This is a genomic window from Streptomyces sp. NPDC054842 (assembly GCF_053611025.1).
Genome location: NZ_JBSGZN010000019.1, coordinates 19,277 through 43,931, shown reverse-complemented (window position 1 = coordinate 43,931; position 24,655 = coordinate 19,277). Strand labels below are relative to the sequence as shown.

The window sequence follows — 24,655 nt, the reverse complement described above, 5'->3', positions numbered from 1 at the left end:
GGCGGAGCCGCGGTCACACCCTCACGGCGGATCCCGAGGCAGGGTGTCCACCGGTCGCCGCGTCACACGGGTGGCGTGAGCGGACGCCGCGGGCGACTCCTCGCCCTCTGGTATGCGCTCGGTGCGGCTGGCACGATGAGCGTCCATGCATGATCGGGAAACTTCTGCCGCTCAGGCTCTACGCCTTGTCACGTCCCGCTTTCCGGATGCGCTGGGGGCCTTGCTCGGGGGGTCGGCAGCCCAGGGGCGGGCCACCGAGACCAGCGATCTGGACGTGGCCGTCCTCCTGCCGGACACGGAGGTCACCCGTCGAGAGGTGATACGCCACGAGGGCCGTTTGGTGGAGCTCTTTCTGAACACCCTCGCCGACCTACGGGAGTTCTTCGAGTGGGACAGAGCCCGCCGCCGCGGTACGGTCCTCTTCCTCTACGACCAGGGCCTGACTCTGCTCGACCCGCACGACCACGTCTTCCGTACGCGCGAACAAGCCCGCGCCGTGCTGGCCATGGGACCGCCTCCGCTCACGTCGGCGGAATGGGACCGGGGCCGGTACGGGCTCACCTGTCTGATGGACGACCTGATCGACAGCCCGGCGGGCAACCGGCATGAGCAGCTTGTCCTCGCCGACTTCGCCCTGCGAGAGGCGGCTCACCTGCTGACCGCACACCACGGGGCCTGGACGGGCATCGGCAAGTGGTTGCCTCGCAGGCTGCTGAGCGCGGACTCGGTACGAGGGAAGGCGCTGCTGGACGGCCACCGAGCCGTGGCGGAGAACGCCGACCCGCTCCCGTTGGCGACCGCTGTCGAGGACGTACTGCGCTGTGTGGGCGGGCCGTTGAGAGAGGGCTACGCGCAGCCCTGGCGCGCGTGACCCTGCCACCTGTGGCCTCCCGGTCCGGCTCATCCTGGAGGTCTGCCTCGTGGTCCTGGTCTCTTCGGTGGTGCCGTTGCCGCTCTTCGGCCAGCCGCTCGCTCGAACGAACCGACGACTCGAACAGCCCTGCGGGGCGTGTCCCGGCCGGGGCCGTCGTGGGCCGTCGATGTAGGACAGCTCCAGGCCGCCTTGCCGTCTACCGTGCGCAGGCGTCACCGAGGAGAGGGAGAGACGATGCGGATCGCTGTCACCACACCCACCGGCAACGTCGGCCGCCATGTCGTCGCCATGCTGGTCCGAGCCGGGGTCCGGCCTCGCGTCCTGTTGCGCGACCCGGCGCGTCTGGAGCCTGACCTGCGGGCCGAGGTGGATCCCGTTCAGGTCGACCAACACGACGCCGACGCGGTGGCGGCCGCCACGAACGACGTCGACGCACTGTTCTGGGTGAACCCGACGCCCGGCGGCGAGGATCCCCTCGCGGACCACGCGCGCGCAACTGCCGCCGTGGTCCGCGCCGTTACCGAGAACGGGATCGGGCGGGTCGTCTTCCAGAGCAGTGTGGGTGCCGAGAAGCGGCAGGGCGCCGGTGAGATCGACGGCCTCGCCCGGACCGAGGTCGCGCTGGACGGTATCGGCGTCGATGTCACGCACCTGCGCTGCGGGTACTTCTTCACCAACCTCGAACTGCAACTCGACGCGCTGCGGGCCGGGTGCCTCCAGGTGATCCTGCCCCTCGACCATCCCATGCCCTGGGTGGCACCTCGTGACATCGCCGAGGTCGCCGTGACGCGTCTCCTCTCCTCCGGCTGGTCCGGCCGCCATGTGCAAGCCGTGCACGGCCCCGGCGACCTGACCTGGCGCGAGGTCGCCGACATCCTCACCGAATCCACCGGTCGGCGGATCGGCGTCGAGCGGATCACGGACGACGCGATGCGCGGCCTGCTCGGTCGGGCCGGACTGGGCGGGAAGGCGATCGACGCCATCCTCGGCATGTCGACCGGCCTGCGTGAGGACTTCGTACCCGAACAGCCCCGCAGCGTCAGGACCACGACACCGACCACGCTGGCCGCCTGGGCCCACGAACGGCTTCGGCCCCGGCTCGTCGACGTTTCCTGAGGTCACCGGGCGGAAAGCTCTGGGCTTGCTCAAAGGACGCTTGGGGGAGTGGTCGCGCGGGGCACGCTGGCAGCAGTCGATGCGCTTGCCGACGTTCAGGGGGAGATCATGCTGATTCTGTTGCTCGTGGTGGGTGTGGCCGGAGGGGTGGCCGTCCTGTGCACGTGGATGGTGCGACGGGCCTGGCGACGCGCTTGGGACGACCTCCGCAGGCAGGCGACGCTCCGAGAGCCGGGCCGACCCCACACCGGTGCGCGCGTCGGTGGTTCCAGCGCGAGCGGGTCATGGACGAACGCGAGCGCGACCCATGACGCGTCCTGGTACGTCATGGGTACCGCGCACGCCGGCTCGTCATGCGGGAGCGGATCGTCGTCCTGCGACAACAACTCGTCGTCCTGCGGTAGCAGTTCATCGTCGTGCAGCAGCTCGTCCTCGTGCGGCAGCAGTTCGTCGTCGTGCTCGAGCAGTTCGTCGTCCTGCGGGAGTTCCTGCTGAGAGGATCCTCCTGCCGGCCGGGTCACCGGCCGGCAGGAGACGAGTCACCGAGTCGGCTCGGCCGTCCGCGACGTGGCAGGCCGCGCGGTGTCCTCACGCCCGAGGAGGCCCGCCACGGACAGGGCGCCCGGGCCGAAGAACACCAGGAGCAGGAAGCCCCAGCAGAACAACGCCGGGGCCAGTCCACCGTTCTGCAGGGGGAAGGCGCCGTCCGGCTGGTGCTCGGTGAAGTAGGCGAAGGCCATGGCGCCCGAACTGAGGAAGGCCGCACCGCGCGTGGCGAGGCCGAGGAGGACGAGCACGCCGCAGGTGAGCTCGATGACCCCCGCGTACCAGAACGGCCAGTCGCCCACGGGGCTGGCCTTCCGGTCGAGCACTCCGAAGAGCGTGGCCGCGCCCTCGCTGGCGAACAAGAGGCCCAGGACCATGCGGAAGAGGCCCAGCACGAGTGGCTGACGCGTCGTCAGCCACTGGGTGAGGCGCGTTGTGGTCATCGGTACTCCTGAGGTGTGGCCGGGGCCCGGTGTCACGCCGGTCCTGCCGGTCGTCGGCCGAGGGGAGAGAGTCTCCCGGCCTCTCTACGGATGCACAACGCTTCGCGTTCAGCGGCAACGCCGGAGATTCGCCTGGCCGCGCGTCGCTGATCGTCCCGCCGGTGGAAATTCCGTGTCGCGGCGGACGCGAAGGGCGGAGACTCGTGCCATGGCTGACATGGGGGCGTTTCGGGACGCGGTCACAAGATGGGCCGCCGGTGGTCCCGGCGACACCGCGCGCGAGCTGGCCGCGCTGCTGCCCGTCCGGACGGCCGTCCTGCTCGAAGGTCCGAGCGACGTGGCCGCGGTCGACGCACTGGCCGAGAGCCGTGGCAGGAACCTGACGGCAGAGGGCGTCTGTGTCCTGTCGATGGGCGGCGCGATGAGCGTCGGGCGCTTCGCCCGCCTCCTCGGACCGTCCGGCCTGGGCCTGCGCCTCACGGGGCTGTGCGACGAGCGGGAGCAGCCCTACTACGCACGCGCTCTTGGGCCGGCCGGGGCGGAACGGGCGGAGTTCTTCGTCTGCGTCGCCGACCTGGAGGACGAGCTGATCCGCGCCCTGGGTGTCGCGAGGGTGGAGGAACTCATCCGTGCGGAGGGCGACGTACGCGCACTCCAGACCTTCCTGCGGCAGCCCGCGCAGCAGGGCCGCCCCGCACCTCAGCAACTGCGGCGCTTCCTCGGCACGAAGAAGGGGCGCAAGATCCAGTACGGCCGTGTGCTCGTCGAGGCCCTCGCGCCCCACCGTGTACCCGCCCCGCTCGACAGCCTTCTCGCCGTCCTCTGACCCTGGCGGCGAGCGCGGATGGCGGCCCTCGGTGGCGTGCGGCTCCCCAAACGCCGTGAGTCGTGCACCCCTGCGCTGGGAGGGCAGGCCCTGCGGTCTCCATCTCCCCGGGGCCGCCGTGGGCCGTACATCCGGGCGCTGGACGCGCCCTGTGCCGCGCCGTGCGTCGCGCAGACGCAGGTCCCTGGCAGCCCGCTGAACGACCGTGCTGCGTACGTGACCTCGGCCCTGCGTCGATTCGGGGCTGCGAGTCAGCCGGCCGACCGTCGGGTGCCGGTGAGCGGCAGGCCGTCGACGCGGCACGGCTCACGAATCGCTGCCTCCCACCCCGCCCGTCACTGCTCTCGGATCTCGTCCAGCGAGAGCTGCATGGCGGCACGCGCCCGGACGAACCAGTCCGCGAGGACCGCCGTCTCGTCGGGGGTGTAGTCGGCGAAGAGGGCGCCGAGCCGCTCGTAGTGCGGGCCGTACACGGCGAAGACCCGGGCGGCGGCCGATGCGTCCAGGACCACACGGACACGGCGGCGGTCGCCGGGGTCCGGCTGCCGGTGGACGTATCCGGCGCGTTCCAGACGGTTGAGTACGCCCGTGACCGCGCCGGTGGTGAGGTTCGCGCGCTCGGCGAGGTCCCCGGCGCTCAGGTGCTGCTCGCCGGCGCCCTTGACGTGGCCCAGACAGGTGAGGTCGGTGACGTTCAGGCCCAGCCGCTGAGCGATGTCGTGCTGGGAGACGAGGGCGAGCGCGATCAGCTGGTCCATGGCGTCCAGCGCCTGCTGCGGCGTCGCCTCGGGGCGGGGCTTGCCCTTCACCGGAAATCTCCTTAGCATCTAAGTTACTTAGCTCGTGAGATAAATGGTTTCACTCACGCCGCGACGATACCGACAGCCGACCCGAGGAGATCCATGAGCGGCATGCACGGAGACCACGACCTCGGCCACACGGCCGCCGGATGGACGGGTACCTGTCTGGCTCTCGTCGGCTTCACGCTCTCCGGCGTCGCGATGATCGCGGCGTGGGCGCCGGGCTTCTTCCTCGGCCTGGGGGTCGTCGCCCTCGCCGGCCTCGTCACCTGGGGGCTTCATCTGGCCGGCTGGGGCAAGCCGAGCGGTCCGCGCCCACTCGCCGGGCAGGAGTGGCGTACGAAGGACCTGGAAGCCGCGCGCGGGCACGCGGGCTGCCTGGGCTGTCGAGTGGCGAGACGTGACCGGCGCCGTTCCGAGCCCGTTGTCCGGGAGGCGTCCCCGTCTGCCCGAGGCGACGAGGAACGCTTCGCGCTCGACTCCGTCACGTGAGCGGACGTACCGGCGATCAAGTCGCGGTAGGCGCGGCCGGGGCAACGCCCACCCCGGCCATGACGACGCGAAGCGAAGTCGAGACAACGCGACCGCAGCCCGAATCGATGTGATCCGGGCTGCGGTGCTTGGAGAGGTGGGGCTTCCCGGCCGGCGTCAGTGCGCGGAGTGCGGGCTGCGGTCGCCGAGGTGGCACCCCGCTCCGCCGATGTAGTAGGCGTTGAGGTAGTTCGGCCCCGCGCCCGGCAGCTGCGTGCGGTTGGGGCCCACGCAGAGGTGGTAGTCGTTCGTGCTGCCCCCGCCCCTCACGTCGACGTGCAACAGCACCGTCGTCTCGCCGCAGTGGTTGTACGCGGCGAACTGGGAGTCCCGGACGCTGTACCGGAAGAAGCCGCAGGGTACGGCGGAGGGGGCCGCCGCTCGGGCCTGTGGTGCGTGCGCGGACGCGGCGTGGACCGGTCCCGAGGAGGTCACGACCGCCGTTGCGGTGAGCACGCTCGACGCCACCGCCATGGCGACTCGAACGGAGTTGAGGAAGGGCTTCACGAACACTCCTTGTGACGAGCCTGATCGGTGGCCACCGGTCCTGCCCGCCGCGACAGCAGTCACGATCGGCATTCACCGGCTTGGAGATCGTAACGCCACGTGGCTCTGTCATGACTGTGTGTCACTGATATGAGTGGCGAAGACATGTGAAACGTGGAAGCAGCATCGGTTCGGGCGGGGCGCCGCCTCCGCGAGCTTCGTGCGCCTCTGGCAGCTCACCGTTCTGCTCAGGCGCGAAGCCCTCACCGGCCGAGGCGCTGCTCGCCGCTCGCCCCGGCGCGGCCCGGCTGTGCGTGCTGAACGGGTCGGTCGGCCGATGCCGCACCGTGGGCCCGTCGGCGTCGTCGGTCGGGCTACTCACCCGTGGCGCCGTCGATGGCTTCGCGCAGCAGGTCGGCGTGGCCGACGTGACGGGCGTACTCCTCGATCACGTGCTCCAGGACGAACCGGACGTCGGTGGTGCCGAACTCCGGGCTGGACACCGGGCGTCCGGGGTCGGCGGTGACGTGCGCGAAGACCTTCCGCGACTCCTCGCAGGCGCTGAGATAGTCCTCGTACACCACATCGGCCGGCGTGGGGTCCGCCTCGTCGAACCAGTCGTCGCCGGCGGCGGTGACGTAGGTCCGGTAGGGGAAGTACGGCGGAGCCGCCACGTCGGCGAGCGTCCGCTGGAACCAGGCACGTTCGACTCCCTGCAGATGGCGCATGAGCCCCAGCAGGGTCAACGCGGAGGAGGGCACCGCGCGTTGGCGCAGCAGCGCGTCCGGGAGGCCCTCGCACTTCCACAGGAACGTCGCCCGGTGGTGATCGAGATTCGAGGCGATCACCGTCGGCCAGGGGCCGGACAGTACGCGCTCGGGACGGACGACGTTCTGGTCCACGATGTCGCTCACGCTGGTGTCTCCTGGGTCCGGGCCGGTGTACGGAGGAGGCGTCCGGGGTGGAGGAGCCGCCTGCTCCGGGTCGCGCACGACCGACTGTCAGACCCTTCCCCGTGGCGGAATTCATCGCCCGGACGTTGCCCGGTCCTGGCGACGACGGCCGACTCCTCGGCCTCCACCGTCAGTTGTGGACGCCGAGGAGTCTGCGGGCCAGGTCATCCATGTCGCCCGTCCGAAGGGCGGAGGGAACGCTCCGGGGCTGTGGTCACTCGGGCCAGGCGGACTTCTGGATGACCTCGACGAAGTCCGTGCGGCGGAAACCCGGGACGAAGTGTTCGAGGACGTCGGCGTTCACCGTGCCGAAGGTGGTGTCGGGCCGGTGCCGGAAGCCGTCGGTGAACGCCTGGAGGATCTGACGCTTGAAGTCCGGCCGGGGGTGGGCGGCGGTGACGGCGTCGATCTGTGCCCGGGTGATGTCGCCCAGGTGCAGGCCGAGCACGTCCGTCTCGACGCCCGCGGTGGTCGCCGCGACCTCGGGGGCCATCTTGTACGGCACCTCCGGTGTCGTGTGCAGGGCGATGGCCGTCCACACGGTGTCCGCCTCACCCTCCGACAGCCCGTGGGACAGCAGGAACGCGCGAGCCTGGTCGGCACCGTCCATCTCGAAGCGCTGGTCGTCACTGCGGTAGGGGGGAACGAGACCCGTGTCGTGGAACAGCGCCGCCACGTACAGCAGCTCCGGGTCCGGGCTGAGCCCGCGAGCGGTCGCCTGCAGGCTGCCGAACAGGTAGACGCGCCGGGAGTGGTGGAAGAGCAGGGCCGGGGTGGTGTCGCGGATGAGTTCGGTGGCGTCCTGGGCGAGCTTGCTGTCGGGGATGTCGACGCCCGCGATGTTCTCGGTCATGACTGCCTTCCCTTGGCGGTGACGGAGGGGGATCTGTGGCCAGCTTCCGCCGGACGAGGGCGCCGCGTCCGCTGCGGGACGGCCGACAAGCCCTCACGAACGGTCACGGTGCCGAGCGCCAGCCTGGCCTCGGGGACCGGTCACGCCTGCGCGGCCGTTCGGCCCGGTCGGCCGGAATCCGGTGACGTGGTGGCGAAGCGGCGCTGGTAGCGGGCCGGGGAGAGACCCAGATGGCGCGCGAAGGCACGGCGCAGGCTCTCGTAGCTGGGGAAACCCGACAGCGAGGCGGCCTCCGTCGCGTTGTGCCCGGCGTCGAGGAGTGCCTTCGCCATGTCGAACCGGATCAGCTCCACGTACTTCATGGGCGTCGTGTCGAGCTCGGCGCGGAACAAGCGGGTCAGATGCCGTGGGCTGACGCGGACCAGCGCGGCCAGCGAGTCGAGGCTGTGGTCGGCGGTCGGGTCTGCCTGGACGGCGTCCTGGATCAGCCGCAGCACCGGGGTGCGCGGGGCCGGACCCTGCAGCGAGGCGGAGAACTGGGACTGGCCGCCCGCCCGCCGCATGTACACCACCAGTGAGCGGGCGACCTCCCGCGGCAGGTCCGGCCCGTGGTCCTCCTCCACCAGGGCGAGCGCGAGATCGATGCCCGCGGTGACGCCCGCGGAGGTGTAGGTGCGGCCGTCCCTGACGAAGATCGCGTCGGGCTCCACCCGCGTCGAAGGACAGCTGCGCGCCAGCACGGAGGTGTGCTGCCAGTGCGTGGTCGCGCGCCTGCCCTCCAGCAGTCCCGCCGCGCCCAGGACGAAGGCACCCGTGCAGACGGAGGCGACCCGTCCCGCCCTGTCCGCCAGTGCCTTCGCCGCCGCGCTGAGGGCGGGCGCGACGGGGGAGGCGGGCAGCAGGTCACCGCCCACCACGAGCAGCGTGTCGTAGGACTCGGCGGCGGCGGCGTCCGCGTCGGCGGGCACCCGCACGCCGATGGAGGAGAGCACCGGTTCGCCGCCCACCGACACGAGGCTCAGCCGGTAGCGCGCGCCGAAGCGGTTCGCCTCGCTGAAGACCTCCGCCGGGCCGGACAGATCGAGCATCTTCATGCCGTCGAACACGAGAACGCCCACGCTGTGTGCCGGGGGTGTCATGCTTCCTCGCCTCTCTCATGGGGCGCCCGCCGCGTCATGGTCACGTCGGCCAGGCCGCACCCATGATGCGCTCGATCATGGACGTACGGCGGAAACCGGGTACGAACTCCTCCAGCACGTCCTGGTTGACGGTCCCGTAAGTCGTGTCCGGGCGGTCGCGGAGCCCTTCGACGAAAGCCCGCGGGAACTCGGTCTTGAAGTCGCCCCGGGGATGGGCGGCGGTGATCTCCTCCACCTGGGCGCGGTCCAGCCGGTCGAGACCGACACCGACCGCGTCGGTCAGGACACCGTGGTTCAGGGCGGCGATCTCCGGTCCCATCCGGCCGGGGATCCCCGGGGTCGAGTGCAGCGCGATCGCCGTCCAGACGACCTCGGCCGAGTCGGCGGGGAACCCGTGGTCGAGCAGGAACGCGCGCGCGTGGTCGGCGCCGTCGAGCTCGAAGCGCTGCTCCGTGTCGCCGAAGGGCTTCAGGAGACCGACGTCGTGGAACAGGCCGGCCAGGTACAGCAGCTCCGGGTCCGGGGCCAGCCCGAGCTCCCGGGCCTGGAGCGCGCCGAGAAGGAAGACGCGTCGGGAGTGGTGGAACAGCAGGGGACTGGTGCTCGCCCGGACGAGGCGCGTGGCCTCGACGGCCGCCGCCGTCCCCGGAACCGTGACGCCTGCGATGACTTCGGCCATGGCCTGTGTGCCCTTCGGGGTGACTGTGCTGTGAGGGGAGGGTGGGTCCTGTTCCGACGATGCCCACTTCCGGGCCGCGGCGCCGCTTCGGTCCGGCCAGGAACCGCCCGAAAAGAGACAGGTGGATGCCGGGAGGTGCGGCACGAGGGCCGCGGTCGGCGCCTTACCTCGTCCGCGGCGGCCGGCACGGTTTCCTCCGGCCCTTGACGCCCTGCGTGCGACATGCGGAGGTCGAGCCGGCCGGTCCGCTCCCGCGCTCACGGCCGGTGGGAGGGCCCGCGGGCGGAGCTTCCCTCCCGGCGGCCGGACGCACGGGCACGTTTTCGGTGGTGATCGCGGGGGACCCGGGCGACACGACCTTCCACGGGGGTGACCATGGCCGAGCTGACCTTCATCGGCACCGCGACGACGCTGCTGCGGCTCGGGCCCTTCACGGTCCTGACCGACCCGAATTTCCTGCACCGGGGCCAGTTCGCCTATCTCGGCAAGGGCCTGGTGAGCCGCCGGCTGACCGACCCGGCGCTGCGCGTGGAGGACCTGCCCGCCCTCGACTGCGTCGTCCTGTCCCACATGCACGGCGACCACTGGGACCGTGTCGCCAGGCGCGGTCTCGACCGGGGCGTCCGCATCCTCACGACGCCGAAGGCCGCCCGAGCCCTGCACCGGCAGAAGTTCACCGGCGCCGAGGGCCTCAGTACCTGGCAGAGCGCCGAGCTCGTCAAGGACGGGCACGTGCTCACCCTCACCGCGGTCCCCGGCAAGCACGCGAGGGGACCGGCCCGGGCGCTGCTGCCGCCCGTGATGGGCAGCGTCCTGGACCACCGGGAGCCCGACGGCACGCTCGCGACGCGTCTCTACCTCACCGGCGACACCCTGCTGATCGACGACCTGCGCGAGATACCGAGGCGTTTCCCCGCCATCGACACCGCCGTCGTGCACCTGGGCGGAACGACGCTGCCCGGCGGCCTGGTCGTCACCATGGACGGCCGTGAGGGCACCGACCTCGTCGAGCTGGTCCGGCCGCGGTCGGTGGTGCCCGTCCACTACGACGACTACGGCGTCTTCAAGTCGCCGCTGTCGGACTTCCTCGCCGAGGTCGAGAAGCGAGGGCTGGCCCAGCTGGTGCGGACGGTGCGCCGCGGCGACACGGTGTCCCTGTAGCTCCCGAGGCGACACGCTCTCCCTGTGGCCCACCGATGCCCGGTCGGCCACCGGTCCCGGTTCCCGGCCGGACATGTCGGCGGCCGATCGGTGGGCCGGCCGCTGTCTCAGGGAGTGCTCTCGCCGATGATCAGATCGGTGACCGCCCGCAGACCGCCCCCGGCCAGAGCGGCGCGCTGCCGGTCCGCGCCCGTTCCCTCACGCAGGAGCCTGTGCACCAGACCCGCCACGTCCCGGGTGTCGCCGGACGCGTCGAGCGCGGGTGACACGTACTGCAGAAGGCGGCACAGTACGTCGCCGGCCCGGCAGCGCCGCCCCTCCGGGTCGATCAAGGTGTCGCCCAGGCCGTGCCGGGCCGCGTGCCACATCGCACCGTGGAGCAGCTCAGGCGCACACTCCGGTGCTTCCGCCCCCGTCGCCGCCTCCGCGAGAGCCGTGTCCACCAGGGCCCGGACGATCCCGGTGAACATCACCGCCTCGTCCACCCGCAGCTGTACGTCGCAACACCGCACCTCGATCGTGGGGTATCGCTCCGAGAGCCGGGCCTGCCAGTACAGCTGACCCGTGTCCGCGATCAGCCCGCACTCGAGCAGGCGCTGCACGCGTCGGTCGTAGTCCGATGCGTCCCGGAAGTGCGGGGGAACGCCGCCGACCGGCCAGCGGTTGAAGATCACGGTGCGCCAGCTGGCGAAACCGGTGTCGTGGCCGTTCCACAGGGGAGAGTTCGCCGACATCGCCGTGAGCGTCGGCAGCCACAGGCGCAGCCGGTTCAGCACCTGCACGCCCGCGTCGCGGGAGGGCACCGCGCAGTGGATGTGCATGCCGTTGACCAACTGCTCGGCCACGAGTTGCGGAGCCTGGGCGAGCATGGTCCGGTAGCGGGCCTGATCGGTGACGGGCACGGGTTCCTCGTCGTGCCGCGGCGGTGTCCCGCAGGCCGCGATGGCGCAGCCGTGCGTCTCGGCGGCGCCCCCTACGGCGTGCCGCAGACGCAGCAGGTGCCCGCCGACCTCCTGGAGGCTGTCGCACACGGGGGAGGCCACCTCGACCTGCGCCTGCAACAGCTCGGGCTGTACCTCCTGGTCGCCGGCGAGCTGCGCCAGGCCCGCCGACATCCGCACCTTCTCCGCCAACGGCACGGGGAGGCCCGTGGCGGGGTTCACCAGCAGGTATTCCTCTTCCACGCCGATCGTCGTCATCGACCGCCCTCTGTTCCATTCGCGGCCGACCCGGCCGGTGAGCCACGCGCTCGGCGCCCGTCGCATGCGGTCACCCGCCGCGACGGACGCGCTGTCAGGACTGACGAGTGCCGCAGACTCATCAGCGCAAACCAGACATGACTGTACGGGTGTCTCGTACCTGCCTAAAGGGTACGACCGTGCGGGTGTCCCGTACCGGCCGCGGGGGCACGGCTCCACGGGTGTCCCGTGCCGGCCGAAGGAGCCCCGCCTACGCCCTGCCGGGCGGTTCGCGCAGGACGTCGGCCGTGATGTCCGCCAGCGACCGTCCGGTGCGGAAGGCCTCGGCGCGCATGAGGGCCAGGGCGTTCTCGGGGGCGAGCCCGCGGCGGACCGTGAGCACGCCGATGGCGCGCGCGGTGTCGAACCAGTGGGCGCGGATCGTCTCCGCCGGCGCCCAGGACGGCGGTTCCTCTCCGGTGAGAATGACGTCACGGGTCGACATCAGGGCCGCGGACACCGCCTCCGCCACGGACTCCGCCTCCTCCAGCTCCGCCGCGCTCATGGCGTACGGGCGAAAGGCCAGCAGGTCGAGGGAGCCCAGCACGTAGTCGCCGAAGAACAGGGGGAGCGCGTAGATCGACTCGACCCGCGGCAGCTTCTCGCGCACGGTCGCCCCGAACAGGGGCCACGGCGTCAACTGGGAACGCAGGTCGTCCACCGCCACGGACTCGCCCCGTTGGGCGGCGGTCAGACACGGGCCCTCCAGCACCGTGAACTGGATCTGCTCCAGTTGCAGGGCGACGTCGTCCGTCGCGGCCAGCAACTGGCGGGACGGCGTGTCGGTCAGCAGCGACATCGTGGCGCCGTCCACGCCCAGGCCGTCCCGCACCGCGGCGCACACCTGCCGCGGGATCTCCTCGGCGTCCGTGTCGGCGGCGACCTTGGCCACCAGTCGCACCGTCTCCGCCACCCTGGACGTCACGCGGCGCTCCCGGGGCGCGACGGGAACGGGACGGGCGGCACCTGACCCGTGCCCACGGCTGTACGGCGGCGCATGACGTGCGGGGGACGCCGCAGGCGCAGCGGCGCCCCCGACGGCTGAGTGATGGCCATGGCCCCGGAGTACCCGGCGGCGGCCGGACCACGCGCGTACGGCTGCCGCATCACAGGCACCCGTCGCACCGTCGAGCGGCCCGGACCCGCCGCGGACACGGGCGTACGGCACCGGTCAGGCACGTCCTCCCCGGCCGATGCCGGTACGACGGGGCGCCGTGTGTCAGGCCCGGGGCCCATGCCAGTCCAGTATCAGGACGGTGGCATCGTCCTTCAGGTTGCCCCGGCAGGCATCCAGCACCGCGCCGGTCAGGACGCGGACTGCCTCGCGCGGATGGCAGGCTCTGGTGTCGCGGACGAGAGCGGGCAGGTCGACGGCTCCGGCGCCGCGTTCCTGCATGCCGTCCGTGAGCAGGACCAGGCGGTCGCCGGGCTCCAGGTCCAGCTGCTGGAGCTGGTAGGAGGTGGGTGCCGCGACACCGAACGGGAGGTTCACGGCAAGCCTGACCTCCTCGGCCTCGGCGGCTCCCTCCCGCAGGCGAATGGGCCAGGGGTGCCCCGCGTTGACCAGCTCGCAGGTGCCCGTCTCCAGGCTGACGCACAGCAGTTGGCCCGTGGCCAGGCCCCGGCTGTGGGTCAGCAGGGCCTCATGGGCGCGATGGGCCTGCTGGAGCGCGTCGCAGCCGGTCCTGCGGGCACCGCGCAGCGCACCCACGAGCAGCGTGGCCAGCAGGGCGGAGTTGGTGTCGTGCCCCATGGCGTCGGTGATCGACAGGTGCAGGGTGTCGCGGTCCAGGGTGTAGTCGTAGGTGTCCCCGCCGATGTCGTCGGCCGGGACCAGTCCCGCGGCGAGCGTGAACTGGGGGGCCTCGCAGCAGGACGCCGAGGGGAGCAACTGGTGCTGGATCTCGGCCGCCAGGCTGGTCCGGGTGGTGCGTCGGCCCGCGTGGTACAGGTCGGTGAAGCGGCGGTCCGTGACGATGATGTACGCCAGCACGTGGGCCGCTTCGCTGATCTGTGCGAGGACGGGGTCGTCCGCGTACTGCAGCGTCACCTCCAGCAGGCCGATGCGGTCCCCTCGGTTGGTCACGGGCGAGATCACGCGCCGTCCGCCCTGGCCGTCGGGTTCGACGTGCTGGCGCTGACTGCGCAGGACCTCGTCATAGACACTGTCCCGCAGGTCGACCTGCTCGGCAGCGTCCGCCATGGCACTGTCGGCGGGTGACGTCAGGCGCAGCAGCCGCTGTCCCAGCAGGTCGGCGAAGAGGAACGACACACGCTCCGCGCCGAAGCGTTTGCGCAGGTCATGCGCGACCACGCCGACGGACTCCCCGGGCGGAGCCGCCTCCGCAGCCGCCAGAAGTTCACCCAGTTCCAGATCCGCACCGTCCACAACGACCTCCTGTCCCATGTCGCCCCTTCTTCCCCGAGTCGCGCCGACCTCACCTGGCCGCCTTCATGCGGCGCGGTGACGACGTCTGTTCTGTGGGTGAAAGCCTGCTGGCCAGGGGTCCGGACGGGAGAATATCCGCACCTTACGGACGAACATCCCTGCGATCGCCGCCTCGCCGTATGCGCGTCGCGGAACGCTCCGGAGAGGTGAACGGGCACCGACTCGCGGCTGGTTCGGACCAGGAGCGAGGCACCGACGCGCGAACCCCGTTCGCGGTGCACTCCGTGACCCGATCCGCTCGAACCATGGCTCCACGACTGGCGATCACACCGACCCCGGGCACGGTCCACCGAGACACCGTGCGATCACCGGTGAACGGCACCGGGCGCTGGCTGAAAATAGCGGCTAACGGTTCGTTTCGGGGCGGTGCCGCCGACCCCCTCGGCATCCCTTACGCTGCGCCTGAAAGCCGCCCCTCCGCATCGCATTCCGAGGTGCGACGTGGGCGGCATCCGACATGCAAGCAGGGTGGGGACAGGGGAATGGGATCGCAGATCGCTGCGGAGCGGACACAGGCGTGTCCGGAGTGCGGCGTGGACGTACCGGTGAATCAGCGCTTCGTCGCATGGTGTGCCGAGTGTGGCTGGAATGTCGACCCCGGCGTGCCGGAGCCGGCCGTGGGAAGGATCGAGGCACGGCGTCGGCGCCTGGCCGACCGGCACGGGCGGCAACTGCTCGACGAGATGCTCCAGGGCGGGGCGGAGGAGCTTGGGCGCGACGTCCCCGGCATCCTCGCGCGGGCGATCTCGGCAGTCGTCAACGGCATCACGGTCGCGCTCGCCGTCGCCGGAGTGCTCCTGGTCGTCCTGGGCTGGAGCACCGTGGTCCAGCCGGTGCTCGGAGCGGTGCTGATCGTCCTCGCCGTCGTCCTGCGACCCCGCTTCGCGTCGCTCCCGGACAACGGACCGGTCCTGCACCGGGCGGACGCACCGCGGTTGTTCGCGCTGATCGACGAGGTCGGGGCGGCCGTCGGCACCACAGGCGTCCACGCCGTGGTGATCGAACCGGACGCCAACGCGGCCGTCAGCCACGTGGGGTTCAGGCAGCGGCGTGTGCTGTACCTGGGCCTCGGGCTGTGGGAGATCCTCAGCCCGCAGCAACGCCTGGCGCTGCTGGGACATGAACTCGGCCACTACGCCAACGGGGACCTGCGCCGCGCCAAGAACGTCGGCACCGCGCTGCGGTCCCTCGCGCTGTGGTGCTACATGCTGGCGCCCGAGCCGTCACCCACGTTCCTCGAACGCATCGCCAACCTGGCGCTGGCCCCGCCGCGTTGGGCGGCCCGAGGACTGCTGGTGCTGCTCGACGGCCTCACCATGCGCACCTCGCAGCGCGCGGAGTACCTCGCCGACCGGACCGCCGCCCGGATCGCCTCCAGCGAGACCACCGTGGAGCTCCTGGACCTGCTCCTCGTCGCAGGCTCCGTCGACATCGAGCTGCGCAGGGAATCGGTGCTGGCCCAGACGGGCATCGGCGGGCGGTCGCGCCGGGACGCGTGGGACGGGCTGTGGGAACGGCTCGCCGCCCATGTCGGATCGGTGCCGGAGCGGGAGTACGAGCGGCTGCGCCGGGTCAGCGCCTTGCGCGGCCACAGCGTGGACTCGACGCACCCGCACACCCACGCGCGTCGCCAGTGCGTCAGTCAGGGCGAACAGCAGTCCGCGCTGCTCTCCCTGGACGCCGACACGTCGGCCGCGATCGCCGCGGAACTGGCCGCCGCCAGGAAGCGCGTGGCCCAGCAGGTGATCCGCGACTTCGCGGGCTGACAGCCGGCGCGGCCACAGGGTGGGCAACTCGCGCCGACAGCACGGGGGTTGGCTCGCGCAGGCGAGGGGAGAGACGTGAACTCGCCGCGACGGCCGACGCACGAACATCTCAGTGCCAGTGCCAGTGCCAGTGCCAGTGCCAGTGCCAGTGCCGGTGCCGGTGCCAGTGCCAACTCCAGTGCCGGTGCGGGCCCCCGGTACGTCCGCGCAAGGCAGTACGCATGAGGGTGGCCCGGCCGTTCCAACGGCCGGGCCACCCCCGTACTTCCTCGACGTCCTACTGGTCGAGCGACTGCTCGCGGACCTTCTCGACCTGCTCGGTCAGGTCGCCGGTGTCCGAGGCCGGCGGGGCCGTGATCGGCTTGGTCGCGCCGAACTTCAGGTAGTCCATGGTGACGTCCATGCCGCCGCCGTGCTGTTCCGTGCGCACGGGGAGGTCGTTGCGGTCCACCCAGATGTCGAGCACCATTTTGCCCGACCCGAGGGACTTGATGGCGGCCCGCTTCTCCTTGGCCGACAGCTTGGACGCGTTGATCTGCTCCTCGCCGACCGTGCCCCGGTAGTGCGTGGCCTTCTTGCCGCGGACCGTCTCCTCGCCGAGGTCCTTCACGTTCTTCGAGGCACTGATGTACCGCAGGCCCGCCGTGGGGTCGGCGTTCTCCGAGATGGCGTCCGCGGTGGAGTCACCGACGACGGCGGACACGTCGATCCGCATCCAGTGCTTGCCCTTGAGCGGCCCCGAGGGCTGCGGGTCGATCTCGTAGTAGTACGCCCCGTCGACCATCTTCATGGTGAGCGTCGGGTCGTCCTGGAGCGACTGCATCTGGGCGTTGGCGGTGTCCATCTCCACGTCGAGCGCGGCGCCGTCCCCCCAGGAGTAAGTGCCGTTCATGGAGACCGGCTTGCCGCTGCCCGCCGAGATCGTGGTGGTCGACTCGACCTCGGCCGAACCGAGTCCCGACGCCTTCTCCGAGGCGCGGGTCAGCGCGGCCATGATGGTGTCGGCGTGGCTGACGACGTCGGCGGTCTTCTTCGCCGCTTCCCCGCTGCACGCGGTCGTCGCGGCGAGCGCGACGACGGTCACGCCCGCCCACGCCGCGGTCTTGAGGTGCTTCATGTGTCCCGCCCCCTGTGAGTTCCCTGTGTATGTGGTGAGATGGCGGACTCTAGCCGCGCCGGCACGGCGGTCCAATCCGCGGAACAAAAGGGACGGCCGTTGCTCATCCGTCCGACGGGCGGACGACCGCGTCGGGATGGTCGTCGAGGTAGTCCTGTACGAGCGACAGGAAATCCGGGTCGGGTTCCAGGCCGAGTGCCGCGGCGCGTGTGCTGTCGATGACGGCGGGCCACGAGCCGACGATGGCCTCGACGGCCGGGTCGGGGGCCACGGTCACCAGATCGGCGGCGGCGCCGGCGACCTCACGCAGTGTGGCGAGGATGTCGGCGACGGAGACGGTGAGGGCGGGGAGGTTGACCGCCGACCGGCCCTGGAGGTGTCCGGGACCGGTGCCGCGGCGGGCCTCGGCGACGCGGACGATTCCGCGGACCGTGCGTCGCGGCGAGGCCAGCGCCACCCGCAGGCCGGGGTCCACCGGGCACACGGTGGGCAGGCGTGCGAGCGGTTCGCGGATGATGGCCGACAGGAAGCCGGAAGCCGCCGCGTTCGGCTCGCCCGGCCGCACCACGACGGTCATCAGACGGACCACGCGTCCGTCGACGAAGCCCCGTCGCGTGTAGTCCGCGATCAGATGTTCGCAGACGAGCTTCTGCGTTCCGTAACTCGTCTGCGGCAGTGGCGCGGTCGCCTCGCTGACCATGGGCGGAAGGGGCAGTCCCGGCTGGGAGCCGTAGACGGCGAGGCTGCCCGCGAACAGCAGGCGTGCGGTGGGACCGCCGGACACCGACTGCGCCCGGGCCGCGTCCAGCAGGGCGCGGGTCGTGTCCACGTTCATCCGCATGCCGAGGTCGAAGTCCCGCTCGCACTCGGCCGACACCGCGGCGGCGAGGTGGAACACGACGTCGACCGGCCGGGCGAACACCTCGCCGAGGGAGTCGGTCAGCTCACCGTGGGCCACTTCCACGAGGGGGTCCGTCGTCTGCGGGAGACCGGCGCGCACGACTCGGTCGGCGAGGACCAGCCGGGTGATCGGTTCGCCGTCGAACGAGCGCTCCCGCAGCAGCTTCTCGGCGAGCAGGCGTCCCAGGAACCCGTACGCGCCGGTGATCAGGATCCTCACGTGACGTCTCCTCCGAAGCGGCCGTCCGCGCACCGTGCGCGCAGGGGTGATACCCCTTCGCCGGCCCCGGCAGGCACCCGGCGGCCGCACGCGCGCGGACAGGGAGCCGGCTCCGCGCGCGGTGACCGCCGGGAACCGCGTTCAGCAGACGGCGGTGAAGCTGTCCAGGAGTACGGGAGCGGCGGTACGGGCCCTGACCTCCTCCACGGTGACCCCGGGGGCGGTCTCGACGAGGGCCAGGCCGTCGGCGGTGACGTCGAGGACGGCGAGGTCGGTGACGACGCGGTGGACGCACCGTTCGCCGGTGAGCGGCAGCGTGCACTCGGAGAGCAGCTTGGGGCTGCCGTCCTTGGCGGTGTGCTCCGTCAGCACGATGACCCGGCGGGCCCCGTGCACCAGGTCCATGGCCCCGCCCATGCCCTTCACCATCTTGCCGGGGATCATCCAGTTGGCGAGGTCGCCGCGGGCGGACACCTGCATCGCGCCGAGGACGGCGGTGTCGATGTGACCGCCGCGGATCATGCCGAAGGACAGCGCGGAGTCGAAGAAGGAGGCTCCCGGCAGGACGGTGACGGTCTCCTTGCCCGCGTTGATCAGGTCGGGGTCGACCTGGTCCTCGCGCGGGTACGGGCCGGTACCCAGGATGCCGTTCTCGGAGTGCAGCACCACGTGGACGTCCGGCGGAAGGTGCCCCGGGATGAGCGTGGGCAGGCCGATGCCGAGATTGACGTAGGAGCCGTCGCGGAGTTCGGCGGCGGCGCGGGCGGCCATCTGGTCGCGGGTCCAGGCCATCAGTCGCTTACCGTCCTCTTCTCGATGGGCTTGTCGGCGGCCTGTCCGGCGGTGAGCGCGACGACTCTCTGGACGTAGACGCCGGGGAGGTGGACCTCGTCGGGGGCGAGCACGCCCGGTTCGACGAGTTCCTCGACCTCGGCGACGGTGATCCGTCCCGCCATGGCGGCCAGGGGGTTGAAGTTGGCGGCGGCACCGCGGAAGCGGAGGTTGCCGTGCCGGTCGCCCCGCCAGGCCCGTACGAGGGCGAAGTCGGTGGTGATGCCGTGCTCCAGGACGTACCTGCGCCCCGCGAACTCGCGGGTCTCCTTGGGCGGGGAGGCGGCGGCCACCGTGCCGTCGTGGGCGTGGCGCCAGGGCAGTCCGCCCGTCGCGACCTGTGTGCCCACGCCCGCGGGAGTGTAGAAGGCGGGGATGCCCGCGCCGCCCGCGCGGAGCCGTTCGGCGAGGGTGCCCTGCGGAGTCAGTTCGACCTCCAGTTCGCCGCTGAGGTACTGGCGGGCGAACTCCTTGTTCTCACCCACGTAGGACCCGGTGACGCGGGCGATGCGGCCGGCGGCGAGCAGGATGCCGAGGCCGCGGCCGTCCACGCCGCAGTTGTTGGAGACGACCTCCAGCCCGGTCGCCCCGTGGGCGTGCAGCGCGTCGATGAGGACGGCCGGGACGCCGGAGAGGCCGAAGCCGCCGACGGCGAGTGAGGCGCCGTCGGGTATGTCGGCGATGGCCTCGGCGGCGCTGTCGCGGACCTTGTTCACGGTGGGCTTGCCTTTCGGATGTCGGTGGGGGGCACCATGGTGGGGCGGACGTCGTGGACGCGGCGGACGCGGGTGGCCGGGCACCCGGTGTCCTCGGCCCGGTTCACCGGGGCGGCTCCTGGGCGCGCAGGGCGTCGGACACGGACTTGACTCCTCCGTGGGCGGTCAGTCCGCCGTCCACGGGGATCTCGGTGCCGGTGAGGAACGCCGACTCGTCCGAGAGCAGGAACACCACGAGCGGGACGATGTCGGCCACGGTGCCCGTGCGGCCGAGCGGGGTCTCCCGCAGGTTCGCCTCGCGGAACGCGGGAGCGGCGGAGGCGGTCATCTCGGTCTCGATGTAACCGGGATGGACGGTGTTGACCCGGATGCCGCGCGGCCCCAGTTCGAGGGCCGCGGTCCGTGAGAGGCCCCGCAGTCCCCACTTGCTCGCGGTGTAGGCGACGGGGTAGTGGGCGGTGAGCGCGGCGGAGGAGCCCACGTTGACGATCGAGGAGCCCGGCGGCATCAAGGGGCTGAGGTGCTGGATGCCGAGGAGGGGGCCGGTGACGTTGACGGAGTGGACCCGCTCGAAGTCCTCGGCCCGCACGTCCCCGACACGCGCTCGCCAGGTGATGCCCGCGTTGTTCACCAGGCCGTGCACCTGGCCGTAGACGTCCTTCAACTCGGCTGCCAGTTCGGCCCATTGCTGCTCGCTGGTGACGTCGAGCCGTCGGCAGCCGGGTGCCTCCGTGACGTCGGTGGCGATGACGCGGGCGCCCTCGCGGGTGAGGGCGTCCGCCTCGGCCGCCCCCTGTCCGCGGGCGGCTCCCGTCACCACGACGACCTTGCCCAGGAGCCGTTTGGGGCAGGGTCCGGTCACGGCCGTTCCCTCGGGCGCCGGCGGCCGGCCGGCAGCGGCAGCGGTTCAGTACCCGGTACGACCGTGCTGGTCAGGGTGCCGATGCCCTCGACGGTGAGGCTCACCGTGTCGCCGGGCCGCAGCGGCGGCGGGTCCTGCGTGCCGCGACGCCCCCACAGTTCGGCGAGGCAGCCGCCGTTGCCGCAGGTGCCCGAGCCGAGGACGTCACCGGGCAGCACGCGGGTGCCGCGGGAGGCGTAGGCGGTCATCTCCTCGAAGGTCCAGCTCATGTTGGAGAGCAGGTCCTTGCCCACAACCTCGCCGTTGACCTCGGCCGTGAGAGCCAGGCGCAGGAAGCCGTCGGCGTCCCGGTGCGGCTCGAGTTCGTCGGCGGTCACCAGCCAGGGGCCCAGGGTGGTCGCGGTGTCCTTGCCCTTGCAGGGGCCGAGCCCCACCTTCATCTCCGCCGACTGGAGGTCGCGCGCGGACCAGTCGTTGAACACGGTGTAGCCGACGATGTGGTCGCGGGCCCGCTCGGGGGTGAGGTCACGCCCCTCCCGGCCGATCACCGCGGCCACCTCCAGCTCGAAGTCCAGGACACCCGACCCGGGCGGCACGGGGACGTCGTCGGCGGGGCCGTAGATCGCGTGCGGGTTGGTGAAGTAGAACGTCGGTGCCGCGTACCACTGCTCGGGGACGCCCGCGACACCGTCGACGGCGCGGCGCACCCCTTCGACGTGCTCCTCGAAGGTGACGAAGTCCCGCACGGACGCGGGCTGGAGCGGCGGCAGCAGCCGTACCTGGGAGACGTGCGGGCCCGGTGGGACATCGAGTGCCTCCCGGCCCGCGGCGAGCAGTCCGGGCAGGCCCGCGGTCTCGGTGAGCAGCGTGGACAGGGAGGAGACGCCCGGCAGCGGGAAGAGGGTGCCGTCGTCCTCCACGACGGCCACCCGGGTGCGGTGGTGGTGTTCGTAGGCGGCGAAACGCATGGGGTGGCTCCTGGGGGAGGAGGTGTCGGCCGGGCGGAGGGGACGCGGCGGTGTGCGGCACCGCCGTGTCCCCGGTGACCGGTGCGGGATCAGACGGGCGGGGCGACGAACACGCCGCGGTCGGGGTCGTTGAAGGACTCCTTGGCGATGAGTTCGTTCATGGGGTTGGCGGTGCCCCACTGGTCGGTGACCTCGGGCCGGGAGAAGTCGTAGACGTGGGGGTGCCAGGTGTCCTCGTCCAGGCACTCCAACTCGGTCGTGTACTCGACGGTGTTGCCGTGCGGGTCGAGGAAGTACGTGAAGGTGTTGTCGCCCGCCATGTGCCGGCCCGGTCCCCAGATCTTGCGGTGGCCCGCGCGCAGTACCCGGCCCGAGCCGCGCATGTACTCGTCGATGCCGCGCATCTCGAACGACACGTGGTGAAGGGCGGTGTGCGGACCCTTGGCGATCGCCATGGAGTGGTGCTGGTTGCTGATCCGCATGAAGTGCATGACCTCGCCCATGTGCGGTGAGCTGAGGGTGTCGGAGAGGGCGAAGCCGAGGTGGCGCTCGTACCACTCGCGGGTGCGGTTCAGGTCGGGGGAGTTGAGGACGACGTGGGACAGCTTGACCGGGATCGCCTCCTTCTCCTCGATCTTGCGGTGCCGGCGGACCTCGACGTCGGCCGAGACCTCGATGGTGCGGCCGTCGACGTCGAAGAAGCGGAAGCCGTAGCCGCCCCCGGGGGTGTCGACCTTCCCCGGCTGCGAGACCAACCGCACGCCCTGGGCGAGGAGTCGCTCGGCGAGCGTGTCGACGTCGGCGGCGTTCGCGGCGCCGTACGACACGAGGTCCAGGCGCTTCTCGTCCGCCTTGCGCAGCCGCACGACGTACTGCTCGGGGGAGCCCTCCGCGGCGAGGAAGGAGATGCCGGAGTCCTCGGCGACCTTGGTCAGGCCCCAGACGCCGGAGTAGAAGTCGAGCTGCTTGTCGTAGTCGGGCACGGCCAGGTCGACGTGGCGCAGGTGGGTGAGGAGACGGGCGCTCATGAGGTTCCTCCTGAGGCGGGGGTGAGGTGGAGCAGGGCGGCGGCGTTGCGGCCGCGTACGGCGTCGAGTTCGGCCTCGGACAGCCCGGCGGCGTGCAGGGCGCCCACCGGGTCCTCGGTGCCCATGTCGAAGGGGAAGTCCGAGCCGAGGAGCACCCGGTCCGCGCCGGCAACGCGGATCAACTCCCGCAGCACGCCGGGGTCGTGGACGAGCGAGTCGAAGTACAGTCGCCGGAGGTAGCTGCTGGGCGGGTGGGCGCAGCCTGCGCTCGCGTCCGCTCGGGTGTGCCAGGCGTGGTCGGAGCGGCCGATGTGGGTGGGCAGGTAGCCGCCGCCGTGCGCGGCGATCACCTTGAGTCCGGGGTGGCGGTCGAGAACGCCGGAGAAGACGAGGTGCGAGAGTGCGACGGCGTTCTCCGCGGGCTGGCCGACCGTGTTGGACAGGTACCACTGGTCGAGGCGCTCGTCGAGGGTGCAGCCGAAGGGGTGCAGGAAGACGATCGCGCCGGTCTCCTCGGCCCGCGCCCAGAAGGGTTCGTAGGCGGGGTCGGAGAGCTCGCGGCCCGGGGCGTGACTGGAGATCTCCACACCGGACAGCCCCTGTTCCAGGGCGTGGTCGAGGGCGCGTACCGCCGCTCCGGGATGCTGGAGGGGGACGAGTCCCAGTCCCCGCAGCCGGTCGGGCGCGGCCGAACAGTGCGCGGCCACGGCCTCGTTGGCCAGCCGGTACACCTTCTCGGCCGTCTCCTCGTCCGCCCAGTAGTGGTAGTGCGAGGGCGAAGGGCTGACCAGCTGGACGTCCACGCCCTGGGCGTCCATCGCCGCGAGGCGCACCGTGACGTCGGTCAGGCGCGGGATGCGGTCGCGGACCATGGGGCCGCTGACGGCGAGGGAGGCGGGGCCGTTGCGGCGCGCATCGAGTTCGCGGGCCTCGGCGTGGCCGGGCAGGCCGGCCACGAGCGCGTCGAGACCGGGCAGCAGGATGTGGGCGTGCACGTCCACGGTGAGGCCGGTCACGGCAGGTCCCTGAGCATGGTCATCGTGCGGGCCATCAGTCCGGGCACGTCGGCGTCGCGTACTCCGTCGAGCTGCCACTGCCCGATCTGCACCGACGCCTCGACGACCGGGCGCACCCGGGTGATCCGCCGCTCGTAGTAGGACTGGAGCAGCGCCTCGTCCCAGGTGCCGGACTCCGTGAGCAACTGGGCGAGGACCCAGGCGTCCTCCAGTGACAGGGCGGCGCCCTGCGCGAGGGTGGGCGGGCAGCAGTGGGCGGCGTCGCCGACGAGGACGACACGGCCGCGGTGCCAGGACCCTTCCACCAGCAGGCGGTCGAACCAGGTGTAGTTGACCTTCGCCGGGTCCGTGATGTGGGCGGTGATCTCCGGCCAGAAGCCGCCGTAGTGGCGGGTCAGGCGGCGCATCTCGTGGGCGTAGGACTCGGCGGGGATCGAGGCGCGGTCGCGGTTGGCCTCGACGACGTACGCGTACAGTGTGCTGTCGCTGGTGGGGCAGTAGCCGGCGATGTACGCCGGTCCGCCGTAGGCGAGGTCGGTGCGGACGACGCCCTCGGGACGCGGGGCGGCGACGCGCCAGATGGCCATGCCGGTCGGTTCGGGCTTGTCGGTGATGCCGATCGCGGCCCGGGTGGCGGAGCCGAGGCCGTCGGCGGCGACGACGAGGTCGTAGCGGCGCTCCGTGCCGTCACCGAGGCGCACGGAGACCCCCTCGGCGTCCTGGTCCAGGATCTGCGCGGTGGTGCCGAGCCGGACGGTGGCGCCGCTGGCGCGCACGGCGTCGATGAGGATGCGCTGGAGCTGCGGCCGCTGCATGCCGACCGTGGCGGGCAGGTCGTCACCACCGGTGCGCAGGTCGTCCTGCGCGTGCAGGACGGTGCCGTCGGGGGTGGTGATGCCGACCGAGCCGAAGCCGAAGCCGGACGCCTCGATGCGGTCCCACACGCCGAGTTCGCGCAGCACGCGCAGGGCGTTGCCCTGGAGGGTGATGCCCGAGCCGGCGGTCGCGTTCCAGTCGTCCCTGGCCTCGACCAGGTCGACCGCGATCCCGGCGCGGCGCAACAGGATCGTGACGGCGTTGCCGGCGGCGCCGCCGCCGACGACGAGGACCGTGCGGGGTTGGGTCATGGGGGAACTC

Annotated in this window: 26 protein-coding genes; 6 read left to right on the top strand and 20 right to left on the bottom strand. The window is 71.7% G+C overall.

Annotation, left to right across the window (positions count from 1 at the left end):
* The first annotated feature begins 145 nt into the window (after positions 1 to 145).
* Both ACWGIS_RS17095 and ACWGIS_RS17090 read left to right on the top strand, forming a co-directional pair.
* On the top strand, positions 146 to 871 hold the full coding sequence (locus ACWGIS_RS17095) for a nucleotidyltransferase domain-containing protein (RefSeq protein ID WP_453363224.1): 726 nt from the start codon (positions 146 to 148) through the stop codon (positions 869 to 871).
* Between the two features lie 237 nt (positions 872 to 1,108).
* Complete coding sequence (locus tag ACWGIS_RS17090) at positions 1,109 to 1,990, top strand: SDR family oxidoreductase (RefSeq protein WP_453363223.1); 882 nt, start codon at positions 1,109 to 1,111, stop codon at positions 1,988 to 1,990.
* A gap of 95 nt (positions 1,991 to 2,085) precedes the next feature.
* On the opposite strand, the gene ACWGIS_RS17085 is transcribed toward ACWGIS_RS17090, so the two are convergent.
* Both ACWGIS_RS17085 and ACWGIS_RS17080 read right to left on the bottom strand, forming a co-directional pair.
* Complete coding sequence (locus tag ACWGIS_RS17085; RefSeq protein WP_453363222.1) at positions 2,086 to 2,511, bottom strand: hypothetical protein; 426 nt, start codon at positions 2,509 to 2,511, stop codon at positions 2,086 to 2,088.
* Positions 2,512 to 2,529: 18 nt separating this feature from the next.
* Positions 2,530 to 2,979, bottom strand: a complete 450-nt coding sequence (locus tag ACWGIS_RS17080) for a DoxX family protein (protein ID WP_453363221.1) — start codon at positions 2,977 to 2,979, stop codon at positions 2,530 to 2,532.
* 208 nt (positions 2,980 to 3,187) lie between these two features.
* Between ACWGIS_RS17080 and ACWGIS_RS17075 the strand changes: the two genes are divergently transcribed.
* Positions 3,188 to 3,805 carry a TOPRIM nucleotidyl transferase/hydrolase domain-containing protein gene (locus ACWGIS_RS17075; RefSeq protein ID WP_453363220.1) on the top strand — a complete coding sequence of 206 codons (618 nt, stop codon included), beginning with the start codon at positions 3,188 to 3,190 and terminating at the stop codon, positions 3,803 to 3,805.
* 335 nt (positions 3,806 to 4,140) lie between these two features.
* On the opposite strand, the gene ACWGIS_RS17070 is transcribed toward ACWGIS_RS17075, so the two are convergent.
* Complete coding sequence (locus tag ACWGIS_RS17070) at positions 4,141 to 4,614, bottom strand: MarR family winged helix-turn-helix transcriptional regulator (RefSeq protein WP_453363219.1); 474 nt, start codon at positions 4,612 to 4,614, stop codon at positions 4,141 to 4,143.
* A gap of 93 nt (positions 4,615 to 4,707) precedes the next feature.
* Between ACWGIS_RS17070 and ACWGIS_RS17065 the strand changes: the two genes are divergently transcribed.
* The gene (locus tag ACWGIS_RS17065) at positions 4,708 to 5,097 is read left to right on the top strand and encodes an HGxxPAAW family protein (protein WP_453363218.1); all 390 of its coding nucleotides are present in this window, start codon (positions 4,708 to 4,710) and stop codon (positions 5,095 to 5,097) included.
* Positions 5,098 to 5,253: 156 nt separating this feature from the next.
* Here the strand turns inward: ACWGIS_RS17065 and ACWGIS_RS17060 are convergent, their stop codons facing one another.
* From ACWGIS_RS17060 to ACWGIS_RS17040, 5 genes are all read right to left on the bottom strand, one after another.
* The gene (locus ACWGIS_RS17060) at positions 5,254 to 5,643 is read right to left on the bottom strand and encodes a DUF6355 family natural product biosynthesis protein (protein WP_453363217.1); all 390 of its coding nucleotides are present in this window, start codon (positions 5,641 to 5,643) and stop codon (positions 5,254 to 5,256) included.
* A 353-nt stretch (positions 5,644 to 5,996) separates the two neighbouring features.
* Positions 5,997 to 6,536 carry a DinB family protein gene (locus ACWGIS_RS17055; protein ID WP_453363216.1) on the bottom strand — a complete coding sequence of 180 codons (540 nt, stop codon included), beginning with the start codon at positions 6,534 to 6,536 and terminating at the stop codon, positions 5,997 to 5,999.
* Between the two features lie 253 nt (positions 6,537 to 6,789).
* Positions 6,790 to 7,428, bottom strand: coding sequence for an HD domain-containing protein (locus ACWGIS_RS17050; protein ID WP_453363215.1), 639 nt, complete (start codon positions 7,426 to 7,428; stop codon positions 6,790 to 6,792).
* A gap of 140 nt (positions 7,429 to 7,568) precedes the next feature.
* Positions 7,569 to 8,567 carry a GlxA family transcriptional regulator gene (locus ACWGIS_RS17045; RefSeq protein WP_453363214.1) on the bottom strand — a complete coding sequence of 333 codons (999 nt, stop codon included), beginning with the start codon at positions 8,565 to 8,567 and terminating at the stop codon, positions 7,569 to 7,571.
* A gap of 40 nt (positions 8,568 to 8,607) precedes the next feature.
* Complete coding sequence (locus tag ACWGIS_RS17040; protein WP_453363213.1) at positions 8,608 to 9,246, bottom strand: HD domain-containing protein; 639 nt, start codon at positions 9,244 to 9,246, stop codon at positions 8,608 to 8,610.
* Between the two features lie 375 nt (positions 9,247 to 9,621).
* On the opposite strand from ACWGIS_RS17040, the gene ACWGIS_RS17035 reads away from it, so the two are divergent.
* Positions 9,622 to 10,407, top strand: coding sequence for an MBL fold metallo-hydrolase (locus tag ACWGIS_RS17035; protein ID WP_453363212.1), 786 nt, complete (start codon positions 9,622 to 9,624; stop codon positions 10,405 to 10,407).
* 107 nt (positions 10,408 to 10,514) lie between these two features.
* Here ACWGIS_RS17035 and ACWGIS_RS17030 read toward each other — a convergent pair whose 3' ends face one another.
* The 3 genes from ACWGIS_RS17030 to ACWGIS_RS17020 all read right to left on the bottom strand — a co-directional run bounded on the left by ACWGIS_RS17030 (position 10,515) and on the right by ACWGIS_RS17020 (position 14,034).
* Complete coding sequence (locus ACWGIS_RS17030; protein WP_453363211.1) at positions 10,515 to 11,606, bottom strand: carboxylate-amine ligase; 1,092 nt, start codon at positions 11,604 to 11,606, stop codon at positions 10,515 to 10,517.
* A 250-nt stretch (positions 11,607 to 11,856) separates the two neighbouring features.
* Complete coding sequence (locus ACWGIS_RS17025) at positions 11,857 to 12,570, bottom strand: GAF domain-containing protein (protein ID WP_453363210.1); 714 nt, start codon at positions 12,568 to 12,570, stop codon at positions 11,857 to 11,859.
* Positions 12,571 to 12,864: 294 nt separating this feature from the next.
* Positions 12,865 to 14,034, bottom strand: a complete 1,170-nt coding sequence (locus ACWGIS_RS17020) for a PP2C family protein-serine/threonine phosphatase (protein WP_453363313.1) — start codon at positions 14,032 to 14,034, stop codon at positions 12,865 to 12,867.
* 677 nt (positions 14,035 to 14,711) lie between these two features.
* On the opposite strand from ACWGIS_RS17020, the gene ACWGIS_RS17015 reads away from it, so the two are divergent.
* Entirely contained in the window at positions 14,712 to 15,860 is a 1,149-nt protein-coding gene (locus ACWGIS_RS17015) for a M48 family metallopeptidase (protein WP_453363209.1), read from the top strand.
* Positions 15,861 to 16,137: 277 nt separating this feature from the next.
* Here ACWGIS_RS17015 and ACWGIS_RS17010 read toward each other — a convergent pair whose 3' ends face one another.
* The 9 genes from ACWGIS_RS17010 to ACWGIS_RS16970 all read right to left on the bottom strand — a co-directional run bounded on the left by ACWGIS_RS17010 (position 16,138) and on the right by ACWGIS_RS16970 (position 24,645).
* Positions 16,138 to 16,977, bottom strand: coding sequence for a hypothetical protein (locus tag ACWGIS_RS17010; protein WP_453363208.1), 840 nt, complete (start codon positions 16,975 to 16,977; stop codon positions 16,138 to 16,140).
* 103 nt (positions 16,978 to 17,080) lie between these two features.
* Positions 17,081 to 18,097 carry a D-erythronate dehydrogenase gene (gene denD, locus ACWGIS_RS17005; protein ID WP_453363207.1) on the bottom strand — a complete coding sequence of 339 codons (1,017 nt, stop codon included), beginning with the start codon at positions 18,095 to 18,097 and terminating at the stop codon, positions 17,081 to 17,083.
* 141 nt (positions 18,098 to 18,238) lie between these two features.
* On the bottom strand, positions 18,239 to 18,889 hold the full coding sequence (locus ACWGIS_RS17000; RefSeq protein ID WP_453363206.1) for a CoA transferase subunit B: 651 nt from the start codon (positions 18,887 to 18,889) through the stop codon (positions 18,239 to 18,241).
* Complete coding sequence (locus ACWGIS_RS16995) at positions 18,889 to 19,644, bottom strand: CoA transferase subunit A (protein ID WP_453363205.1); 756 nt, start codon at positions 19,642 to 19,644, stop codon at positions 18,889 to 18,891. The genes ACWGIS_RS17000 and ACWGIS_RS16995 overlap by 1 nt, the downstream gene beginning before the upstream one ends.
* Before the next feature lie 103 nt (positions 19,645 to 19,747).
* The gene (locus tag ACWGIS_RS16990) at positions 19,748 to 20,506 is read right to left on the bottom strand and encodes an SDR family NAD(P)-dependent oxidoreductase (RefSeq protein ID WP_453363204.1); all 759 of its coding nucleotides are present in this window, start codon (positions 20,504 to 20,506) and stop codon (positions 19,748 to 19,750) included.
* Positions 20,503 to 21,474, bottom strand: coding sequence for a fumarylacetoacetate hydrolase family protein (locus ACWGIS_RS16985; protein ID WP_453363203.1), 972 nt, complete (start codon positions 21,472 to 21,474; stop codon positions 20,503 to 20,505). The genes ACWGIS_RS16990 and ACWGIS_RS16985 overlap by 4 nt, the downstream gene beginning before the upstream one ends.
* Before the next feature lie 89 nt (positions 21,475 to 21,563).
* Entirely contained in the window at positions 21,564 to 22,502 is a 939-nt protein-coding gene (locus ACWGIS_RS16980; protein ID WP_453363202.1) for a VOC family protein, read from the bottom strand.
* Positions 22,499 to 23,518, bottom strand: coding sequence for an amidohydrolase family protein (locus ACWGIS_RS16975; protein WP_453363201.1), 1,020 nt, complete (start codon positions 23,516 to 23,518; stop codon positions 22,499 to 22,501). The genes ACWGIS_RS16980 and ACWGIS_RS16975 overlap by 4 nt, the downstream gene beginning before the upstream one ends.
* Positions 23,515 to 24,645: an FAD-dependent oxidoreductase gene (locus ACWGIS_RS16970; protein WP_453363200.1), complete on the bottom strand. Its 1,131-nt coding sequence runs from the start codon at positions 24,643 to 24,645 to the stop codon at positions 23,515 to 23,517. Before ACWGIS_RS16970 ends, ACWGIS_RS16975 begins: the two co-directional genes overlap by 4 nt.
* Positions 24,646 to 24,655: the final 10 nt, after the last annotated feature.

What these genes read in the sequence shown, in the direction of transcription:
- ACWGIS_RS17095 (WP_453363224.1), top strand. Translation starts at nt 146, where the DNA reads ATGCATGATCGGGAAACTTCTGCCGCTCAGGCTCTACGCCTTGTCACG.
- ACWGIS_RS17090 (WP_453363223.1), top strand. Translation starts at nt 1,109, where the DNA reads ATGCGGATCGCTGTCACCACACCCACCGGCAACGTCGGCCGCCATGTC.
- ACWGIS_RS17080 (WP_453363221.1), bottom strand. Translation starts at nt 2,979, where the DNA reads ATGACCACAACGCGCCTCACCCAGTGGCTGACGACGCGTCAGCCACTC.
- ACWGIS_RS17075 (WP_453363220.1), top strand. Translation starts at nt 3,188, where the DNA reads ATGGCTGACATGGGGGCGTTTCGGGACGCGGTCACAAGATGGGCCGCC.
- ACWGIS_RS17065 (WP_453363218.1), top strand. Translation starts at nt 4,708, where the DNA reads ATGAGCGGCATGCACGGAGACCACGACCTCGGCCACACGGCCGCCGGA.
- ACWGIS_RS17050 (WP_453363215.1), bottom strand. Translation starts at nt 7,428, where the DNA reads ATGACCGAGAACATCGCGGGCGTCGACATCCCCGACAGCAAGCTCGCC.
- ACWGIS_RS17045 (WP_453363214.1), bottom strand. Translation starts at nt 8,567, where the DNA reads ATGACACCCCCGGCACACAGCGTGGGCGTTCTCGTGTTCGACGGCATG.
- ACWGIS_RS17040 (WP_453363213.1), bottom strand. Translation starts at nt 9,246, where the DNA reads ATGGCCGAAGTCATCGCAGGCGTCACGGTTCCGGGGACGGCGGCGGCC.
- ACWGIS_RS17035 (WP_453363212.1), top strand. Translation starts at nt 9,622, where the DNA reads ATGGCCGAGCTGACCTTCATCGGCACCGCGACGACGCTGCTGCGGCTC.
- ACWGIS_RS17030 (WP_453363211.1), bottom strand. Translation starts at nt 11,606, where the DNA reads ATGACGACGATCGGCGTGGAAGAGGAATACCTGCTGGTGAACCCCGCC.
- ACWGIS_RS17010 (WP_453363208.1), bottom strand. Translation starts at nt 16,977, where the DNA reads ATGAAGCACCTCAAGACCGCGGCGTGGGCGGGCGTGACCGTCGTCGCG.
- ACWGIS_RS17000 (WP_453363206.1), bottom strand. Translation starts at nt 18,889, where the DNA reads ATGGCCTGGACCCGCGACCAGATGGCCGCCCGCGCCGCCGCCGAACTC.
- ACWGIS_RS16985 (WP_453363203.1), bottom strand. Translation starts at nt 21,474, where the DNA reads ATGCGTTTCGCCGCCTACGAACACCACCACCGCACCCGGGTGGCCGTC.
- ACWGIS_RS16980 (WP_453363202.1), bottom strand. Translation starts at nt 22,502, where the DNA reads ATGAGCGCCCGTCTCCTCACCCACCTGCGCCACGTCGACCTGGCCGTG.
- ACWGIS_RS16970 (WP_453363200.1), bottom strand. Translation starts at nt 24,645, where the DNA reads ATGACCCAACCCCGCACGGTCCTCGTCGTCGGCGGCGGCGCCGCCGGC.